Below are 8516 nucleotides of genomic sequence, written 5' to 3'. Positions count from 1 at the left end.
CAACAAAACTTACAATTGGAATCATTGAGAATAAGTTAAAAGAGCATAATTTATTAAAAACAACAAAACGTAAGGTGATTAAATATGGACAATCTATTAATCTTGGTTGTTTCCGTATTGAATTTATTCGTATTAATCATAGTATTGCAGATGCAGCTGCACTTGCAATCTATTCACCAGCAGGAATCATTGTGCATACTGGTGACTTTAAAGTAGATTATACACCTGTATTCGGAAGCACAATTGATTTGCAAAGATTTGCTGAAATCGGTAAAAAGGGTGTACTTGCCTTAATGTGTGATAGTACGAACATAGAAAGACCTGGTTATACCATGTCAGAGAGTACGGTAGGTAAGACATTTGACAATATATTTGCAGAGAATACAAAACATCGTATTATTGTAGCAACATTCGCATCCAATGTGGATCGTGTGCAACAAATTATTAACTCAGCGGCAAAATACAATCGTAAGGTTGTGATTGAAGGAAGAAGTATGGTTAATATCATATCAACAGCATCAGAACTTGGTTATATCACTATGCCAGATAATATTCTGATTGACATTGAGCAGATGAAAAACTATACAGATGAGCAAATTGTATTAATTACAACAGGTAGTCAAGGAGAAGCTATGGCTGCATTGTCAAGAATGGCTGCTTCTATTCATAAGAAAATTTCAATTAAACCTGGCGATACTGTAATCTTTAGTTCAACACCAATCCCTGGTAATGAAAAACCAGTTTCTAAGGTAATTAATGAATTATCTATGAAAGGTGCTAAAGTTGTATTCCAAGATACTCACGTATCAGGACATGCTTGCCAAGAAGAAATTAAGTTAATCTATACACTTACAAAACCAAAACATTCTATTCCAGTGCATGGTGAATACAGACATTTGATGAAACATGCAGAGGTAGCACAAAGTCTTGGTATTCAAAAAGATAATATTCATATTCTATCATCTGGTGATGTACTTGAGATTTCAGATGAGAAAGCAAATGTAGTTGGTAAAGTTCCAGCACAAGGCATCTTAGTAGATGGTCTTGGAGTTGGTGATGTTGGTAATATCGTTCTTCGTGATCGTCAGCATCTATCAGAGAATGGTTTACTAATTGTTGTAGTGACATTAGAAAAATACAGCAATCAGATACTTTCTGGCCCAGATATTGTGTCACGTGGTTTCGTATATGTAAGAGAATCCGAAACACTTATGGATGATGCTAGAGAAGTTGTTAATAATGCACTTGATAAATGTATTGGTCGTAATATCACAGATTGGGGCAAGATTAAGATGGAAATCAAAGATTCTCTAAGTGATTATCTATGGAAGAAAACAAAGAGAAATCCAATGATTTTACCAATCATTATGGAAGTATAAAACAATTTGTTTGAATAATAGCAATAGTGAAATGTAAAGGCGGGTTGCGAATGAAAGATATAGAATATCAGATGAAAAACTTGGTTGATTCAATCAAGAAGAGTAATGAATATAATCAATATCGACGTCTATACGAGGAACTGGAAAGAGAAAGTGAAGTATTAACTCGCTTGAATGAGTTTCGAAAGATGAGTTTTCGTATACAACTTGCACAAGAAGAGAATTCGTTAGAATTATGTAGAGTACTAAGAGAAGAGTACAGTGATGTCCTCATGCTTCCTAGAGTTCAAGAATTTCTAATAGCAGAGCAGAGAATTAATACTGTGCTAAGGAAAGTGAATCATTATATGTGGGACAACATTGATTTGAAAATTGATTTTATGTAATACAGCAAAGGAGGGTTCACCAAATGGCATCAAGATCACAAGCATCGAGAATTATACTTGGAATATCAAGCTTTGTTATACACGTATTGTTAAATATACTTTTTTATGTTATTGTTGTTATGCTTATAACGAAGTATAGTGGTGTGGCGTATGATTTTGCATATCAAGTGTTTGGTGAAGTATCCTATGTAGAAGCTGGAGAGCATGTAAAAGACGTTACGATAACAATTCAAAAAGGTGAATCAACGATGAGTGTCGCTAGAAAATTAGTGATGAATCGTGTAATAGAGAATGAATATTCATTCTATTTACGTGCAAAGTTGTTTCAGTCAAATATAAAAACAGGTAAATATAAGGTAAATGCATCGATGACATATGGTGAGATATTAGATGTCATATCGAATTATGATAACAATCTGGATAAAGATTCAGATAATCTGGATAAGGATTCAGAAAAAGATGCAGATGGACAGAAAAAAACTAGTTCAAATACCAATAAGAAGAATACAAATTAGGATAAATACTAAGGGGTTATTACAGGCTAAATGTCTGTAATGACTCTTTTGTGTTGTAGATAAGGAGCAAAACCTCATGATAGTAGATGAAAGAATTGCAGCATATATCTTCTCGCTAGAGCAAGAAATGCCAGAAAAATTGAGCGAGATAGAGAAACAGGCACTTGTTGATTATGTACCAATTATTAAGAAGCCTACACAGAGTCTTCTTCGTTTTATGCTACGTTCTTTAAGACCAGAGAATATATTAGAAGTTGGAGCAGCCGTTGGTTTCTCTTCTTTGCTAATGAGTGAATATATGGGAGAGGATTGCCATATTACAACGATTGAGAAGATGCCAGAACGAATTGAAAAGGCAAAAGAGAATATCACATATGTTGGCAGAGAAGATAAGATTACTTTAATTGAGGGTGATGCAGCAGATGTATTAGAGCAGTTGGCAGCAGAAGGAAGACAATTTGATTTCATGTTTATGGATGCGGCAAAAGGTCAATACATTAACTTTTTACCGAATATCATGAAGATGCTTCCAGCAGGAGGGATACTAATATCTGATAATGTATTACAAGATGGAGATGTAGTACAATCCCGCTATGGAGTAACAAGAAGAAATCGCACGATACATTCACGAATGAGAGAGTATCTCTATGAGTTGACACATATGAAAGAATTTGATACGATTGTTTTGCCTATTGGAGATGGTGTTACGTTAAGTACACGCATATAATGCGTAGCAATCCGTGATATCAGTCATGGGAAAACTGTTTTTTGACCACAATACATTATTGAAACGGTAATTAGAGCGTAAAAATATAAAGGAGAACAACAGAATAATGAGCAGAAGAGAGAAACCAGAATTATTAATTCCAGCAAGTAGTTTGGAAGTTCTAAAAGTTGCTATAAATTATGGTGCAGATGCTGTCTATATTGGTGGAGAGATGTTTGGACTTCGTGCGAAGGCAAAGAACTTTTCGAAAGAAGACATGATAGAGGGCATTAAATATGCTCATAAATTTGGGAAGAAAGTATATATTACAGCAAATATCACAGCACATAACCGTGATTTAGAAGGTGTTGCAGAGTATTTTGAAGAAATGAAAGAGATTAAACCAGATGCGTTGATTATATCAGACCCTGGTGTATTCGATATTGCAAGAGAAGTACTTCCTGATATGGAACTTCATATCAGTACGCAAGCGAATAACGTAAACTATAGAACGTACCTATTCTGGCAGAGAATGGGCGCAAAAAGAGTTGTATCTGCGAGAGAATTATCATTAAAGGAAATCGGAGAGATTCGAAAAAACATCCCAGATGACCTTGAAATTGAAACATTTATCCATGGTGCAATGTGTATTTCATATTCTGGAAGATGTTTATTAAGCAACTATTTTACTGGAAGAGATGCTAATCTAGGTGCATGTACGCATCCATGTCGTTGGAAGTATCACATTGTTGAGGAGACTCGTCCAGGCGAATACTTGCCAATCTTTGAAAATGATAGAGGAACATATATCTTTAATTCAAAAGATTTATGTATGATTGAACATATTCCAGAAATTATTGAAGCAGGAATTGATAGTCTTAAAGTGGAAGGTCGCATGAAGACTGCACTTTATGTTGCTGCTGTAGCTAGAACTTACCGCAAAGCAATTGATGATTATTTTATTAGTGAAGAGACATATCGTCAAAACATTCCTTACTACAAAGAGGAAATTGCAAAATGTACGTACCGTCAATTCACAACAGGATTCTTCTTTGGGCCAACATCATATGAAACACAAATCTATGATAGCAATACGTATGTGAAAGAATACACTTACCTTGGGTTAGTTCAGGGCAAGAATGAAGCTGGTATGTATGAATTGGAGCAAAGAAATAAATTCAGTGTTGGAGATACTATTGAGGTGATGAAGCCAAATGGTGAAAATCTTATGGTGACAGTGAAAGCGATTACGGATGAGAAGGGGACACCGATGGATAGCTGTCCACATCCAAAGCAAAAAATCTATGTGGATTTTGGAATTGAATTAGAGGATTTAGATTTGTTACGTAGAAAAGAGTAGTGGGGGTATTGATTCATTTGGATTGAGGTACTTGTGTATTAAAGGCTTAGAATGCAAAACTTTGTACGTTTTCATAGCTTATTCGCTGATGTATTCTGACACAAAACACGCTATGCACCTAAGGGCTTCTAAGTGTGTACGGGGGAGGTGTCGTAGCGTTACGGAATCGCCCTTGATTCGGCATCCTGCCTCAGCATGGGCTGGCTCGGCGTCCTTGCCTCGCCTTCCTAGGTTATGAATGTACACACTAAGAAGTACTAAGGTGCGTTGCTATCGTTTTTTAGTCAGAATACAGCAGTGAATAAGCAAGGATAGGTATTGAAGTTTTGCATGGATATGTTGTTGATACACAAGTACGGGAAGTTGATGAATAAATAACTAAAAGATAAATAACTGAAATGATAATAGAATAAATACCAAATAGTTAGTGGCAAGATTTGTTGATTTATTATTCATAGATAGTAGATTGTTAATTAGGAAAGACAATTTCTAAGAGAAGAGATGCGCTTGTATGTAGTACTGCGTATTGTAATCTAAGAGATTGTCTTTTTGGTTCTGTATCATAAGTTATTAGTTGGTTTTTTGGGTTATGGTATTCGGTTATATTTAGAATGGTTTTGGGTAGTAAATCTTTCGATATAATAAATAATGTTTCGTGTAGGGATTAGGTTTTGATTGTTTGATAATAAGGCAAATGTATAATATAGAACATGAATAGAGTTTCATTACAGTTACATAAGACATTTATATGAAATAGAGTTTGATTTATAATTATATATAGTGAATTATCGTTACTTGTCATGGAGTGAACAGTAATATTTATCTAAAGTGATATAACTGTGTAGGATTCTATATGGTTGGGGCGTAAGTTGTAACAAAATAAAGGTAAAGGAGTTTTGTGTATACATATGAAAAAGGATCGAGAATATCTATTATTAGAAGAGAAAAACATATATACGGCGTTTATCTACCTTGCTCTTCCTGTTATGCTTGCTAATGTATTGAAGTCTTTTCATGATTTAGTGGATACATATTTTGTTGGGCAGATGGAGAATTCGGTTTCTGCTCAAGCGGCAATTTCAATATCGTGGCCGTTACTTAATATATTTATGGCGCTTAGTATGGGATTAGCTGTTGCAGGGGTTGCAGTTATTAGCCAGTATCTGGGGGCAAAGGATTCAGAGAAGGCAAAAGAATATATGGCATTATTACTTGTTCTTAGTATTGGAATTGGCATTATATTCAATGCTATTTTATATGTAATCATACCTAGTGTGCTTAACTTCATGGGGGCAGAAGGTGAGGTTCGTGAGCAGGCATTGATTTATATGAGGGTACGTTCCTTTGAGATGCCATTTCTATTTATATTCACAGCATTCCAAGCGGCTAGACAAGCAAGAGGTGATACAACAACACCAGTTATTTTGTCGGCAACAGCAATAGTAATCAATATTATCTTGACAGCAGTATTTATTCGAGGGTGTAATATGGGAATCTTGGGAGCTAGTTTATCAACTGTTATTGCTCAGATAGCAATTGTACCAATTTCACTATATCTTATGTTCTCAAAACGCCAAGAACTTCATTTAACGGTACGGGATTTACGTTTTAATTCCAAGAATTTATCGAAGTTAATTGGTATTGCATTGCCATCAGCGGGAAGTGAAGCACTTAGCTCTCTTGGCTTTTTGATTTTGCAGTCCATTATTTTGGCATATGGAGAACGTGTTGCAGCAGCATTTAGTATTGGAAATAAGATTTCAAACTTACTTTTGATACCAGTATCTGCGCTTGGATCAGTTCTCGCAGCATTTATTGGTCAGAATGTTGGAGCAAGGAATAAGGAACGTGCGAAGAAAGCATATCGTGCTAGTACAAATGTTGCGGTAGCTATTTCATGTATTGGGTGTTTGATTATCTACCCATTTCGTGAATTTTTATTGGGACTTTTAACGAATGATACGGAAACATTACAGATTGCAATGGAATATATATTCTGGGTATTAGCGACACAGCCATTGATGGCATTATTACAGAATTATATGGGTGTGTTCAATGGTTCGGGCAATACGAAGTATTCTTTCTATACGGCAACAGCGAGATTATGGGTGGTTCGACTTCCGTTAATCTTGTTTATGAAGAATGTAACTGATTTAGGACGAAGTGGTATTTGGTATGCAATGGTTATCAGTAATTTTATTATTGTTATATATGCGAAATATCTATTCCGTAAAGTGGATTTTGAACCTAAAGTTAAGATGTAGACGAGTATCAAAATTAGAAGAAATGAGTAGGAAAAGCACAAAAATAGGTTTCCTCACATAGAATAGTAATAAACTATCAGTTTTGAGGTGCTTATAAAAATGAAATCATTTCCGAAGCCATTAAGCACCAATGAGGAAAAGTCTTATCTTGTGCAATACAAAAACGGTAGTCAAGAAGCACGTAGTATTTTGATTGAACGTAATTTACGCTTGGTAGCTCATATTGTTAAGAAGTATAGTGCTCCAGATAAAGAAATTGATGATTTGATTTCTATCGGTACGATTGGGTTAATCAAAGCTATTGATACGTTTGATGCAGATAAAGGAATTCGTCTTGCCACTTATGCCTCGCGTTGCATAGATAATGAACTTCTTATGATGCTTCGGTGTAGTAAAAAACAGTCGAAGGAAGTTTATCTGTATGAACCAATTGGTGCTGATAAGGAAGGCAATGAAATCAATCTGCTAGATATTATTGAGTCAATTGACGAGGATATCGTGGATGTATTGGAGACGCGAGAAAACATTGTGAAGCTAAAGCAGTTTGTTCAAAGGCTACTGACAGATCGAGAGAAGGAAATAATTATTCTTCGCTATGGTCTTGGGGGAAGAGATGAAGTAACCCAACGTGAGATTGCAGTAAGACTAGGGATATCAAGAAGTTATGTAAGCCGTATTGAGAAAAAGGCGTTAAAGAAGCTTCGCGAAAGATTTGAAAAGTAAAGTAGATAAGAGAGGAACCGTTGTATAAACGCTATGTGTTGCGTAGGGTTTATACAACGGTTCCTTTTTGGCTAATGATACTGCGCGCACGCTAAACCAAGACTATATTTTTTCTTTATAATTTGCTATAATTTAATTACCTATATTATGGATATAATATTATTATGGATATAATATTCAATTTAGTATAAATCAATATAATGGGATGATACGTGATAAGTAAGAGTAAACATATTGAAAAAGGGAAAGACTTTAGATATGATGAAATTAGCAAAAATAAAGGGAGAGATATCTATGGAAGAAAAGGATAGAAGAGAATTAGATGAAATAGTCCAAGCGATCACCAGTGTAGTAGAAATTGAGGAAATTTATCTCTTTGGTTCCTTTGCTTATGGAACTCCGACTAAAGATAGTGATTTTGACCTTTATGTGGTACTGGTAGATGGAATAGAACGTCCATTAAGAGCGATTCAGAAAATGAATATGGCTATTGCCAGAATGGATATCCGCTCAGTTGATATTCTTGCGGATGAATCAGAGCGGTTTCACGCAAAATGTACTGCAATGACGCTGGAACGCACAATATATGAGAGGGGAATAAAGCTGTATGAACGAAACATACAATTATCTCAGTCAATGGCTTAGTCTATCAGAAGGAGATCTTGCATCTGCAAAGCATTTATTGACATTACACCCATATAAACTGGAAGTGATATGTTATCTTTGTGAGCAGTCTGCAGAAAAAATGCTGAAAGGATTTCTTGCGTCAGAAGAAAAAGAAATTCCCAAAACACATGACCTAATGAAATTGTGCAGGCTATGTATGGAAGTGGACATAAAATTTGATTTTCTTTTGGAACCTTGCTCAAGGCTGATGCCTTATGGGGTGCAGGTACGATATCCAAATCATACAGAAATTTACGAGGAAGATATGCGCATGGCTTTGAAGGATGCTGAGAAAATTATGGATACAATCCAACCTAAAATCCAAATGATTATAGATAAAATGGAAGAAAAGATGCAAGAAGACTTCAGATAACTGTCTTGCACTATTGCGGGCAATGACTAATATGGTATTATAAAGCTAGAGAAAGAACATATAATTTATCTTTTTTATTGTAAGTTGAGAAAGAGAATGGAGAATGTTGAATAACACAGAAACAATAATTTCAATAATGAATAA

The 8516-nt window shown here is 35.1% G+C and carries 9 protein-coding genes; all 9 read left to right on the top strand.

Going from position 1 to position 8516, the window contains the following annotated elements:
• Positions 1-1379 (top strand): ribonuclease J (locus RMR19_RS14075; protein ID WP_310604130.1); only part of this gene is annotated, 1379 nt, incomplete at its 5' end.
• Between the two features lie 50 nt (positions 1380-1429).
• Complete coding sequence (locus tag RMR19_RS14070) at positions 1430-1765, top strand: YlbF family regulator (RefSeq protein ID WP_310604129.1); 336 nt, start codon at positions 1430-1432, stop codon at positions 1763-1765.
• A 23-nt stretch (positions 1766-1788) separates the two neighbouring features.
• Positions 1789-2280: an endolytic transglycosylase MltG gene (locus tag RMR19_RS14065; RefSeq protein WP_310604128.1), complete on the top strand. Its 492-nt coding sequence runs from the start codon at positions 1789-1791 to the stop codon at positions 2278-2280.
• Between the two features lie 76 nt (positions 2281-2356).
• Complete coding sequence (locus RMR19_RS14060; protein WP_310604127.1) at positions 2357-3007, top strand: O-methyltransferase; 651 nt, start codon at positions 2357-2359, stop codon at positions 3005-3007.
• 106 nt (positions 3008-3113) lie between these two features.
• The gene (locus RMR19_RS14055; protein WP_310604126.1) at positions 3114-4346 is read left to right on the top strand and encodes a peptidase U32 family protein; all 1233 of its coding nucleotides are present in this window, start codon (positions 3114-3116) and stop codon (positions 4344-4346) included.
• Between the two features lie 908 nt (positions 4347-5254).
• Positions 5255-6610 carry an MATE family efflux transporter gene (locus tag RMR19_RS14050; RefSeq protein ID WP_310604125.1) on the top strand — a complete coding sequence of 452 codons (1356 nt, stop codon included), beginning with the start codon at positions 5255-5257 and terminating at the stop codon, positions 6608-6610.
• 99 nt (positions 6611-6709) lie between these two features.
• Positions 6710-7333 carry an RNA polymerase sporulation sigma factor SigK gene (gene sigK, locus RMR19_RS14045; RefSeq protein ID WP_310604124.1) on the top strand — a complete coding sequence of 208 codons (624 nt, stop codon included), beginning with the start codon at positions 6710-6712 and terminating at the stop codon, positions 7331-7333.
• Positions 7334-7567: 234 nt separating this feature from the next.
• The gene (locus RMR19_RS14040) at positions 7568-7978 is read left to right on the top strand and encodes a nucleotidyltransferase domain-containing protein (RefSeq protein WP_310604123.1); all 411 of its coding nucleotides are present in this window, start codon (positions 7568-7570) and stop codon (positions 7976-7978) included.
• Positions 7941-8372: a HEPN domain-containing protein gene (locus RMR19_RS14035; RefSeq protein ID WP_310604122.1), complete on the top strand. Its 432-nt coding sequence runs from the start codon at positions 7941-7943 to the stop codon at positions 8370-8372. Before RMR19_RS14040 ends, RMR19_RS14035 begins: the two co-directional genes overlap by 38 nt.
• Positions 8373-8516 lie beyond the last annotated feature (144 nt).

The organism is Anaerosporobacter sp. (genome assembly GCF_031551385.1).
Taxonomy (GTDB): Bacteria; Bacillota; Clostridia; order Lachnospirales; family Lachnospiraceae; genus Anaerosporobacter.
This window is presented reverse-complemented; position numbering and strand designations above follow the sequence as displayed.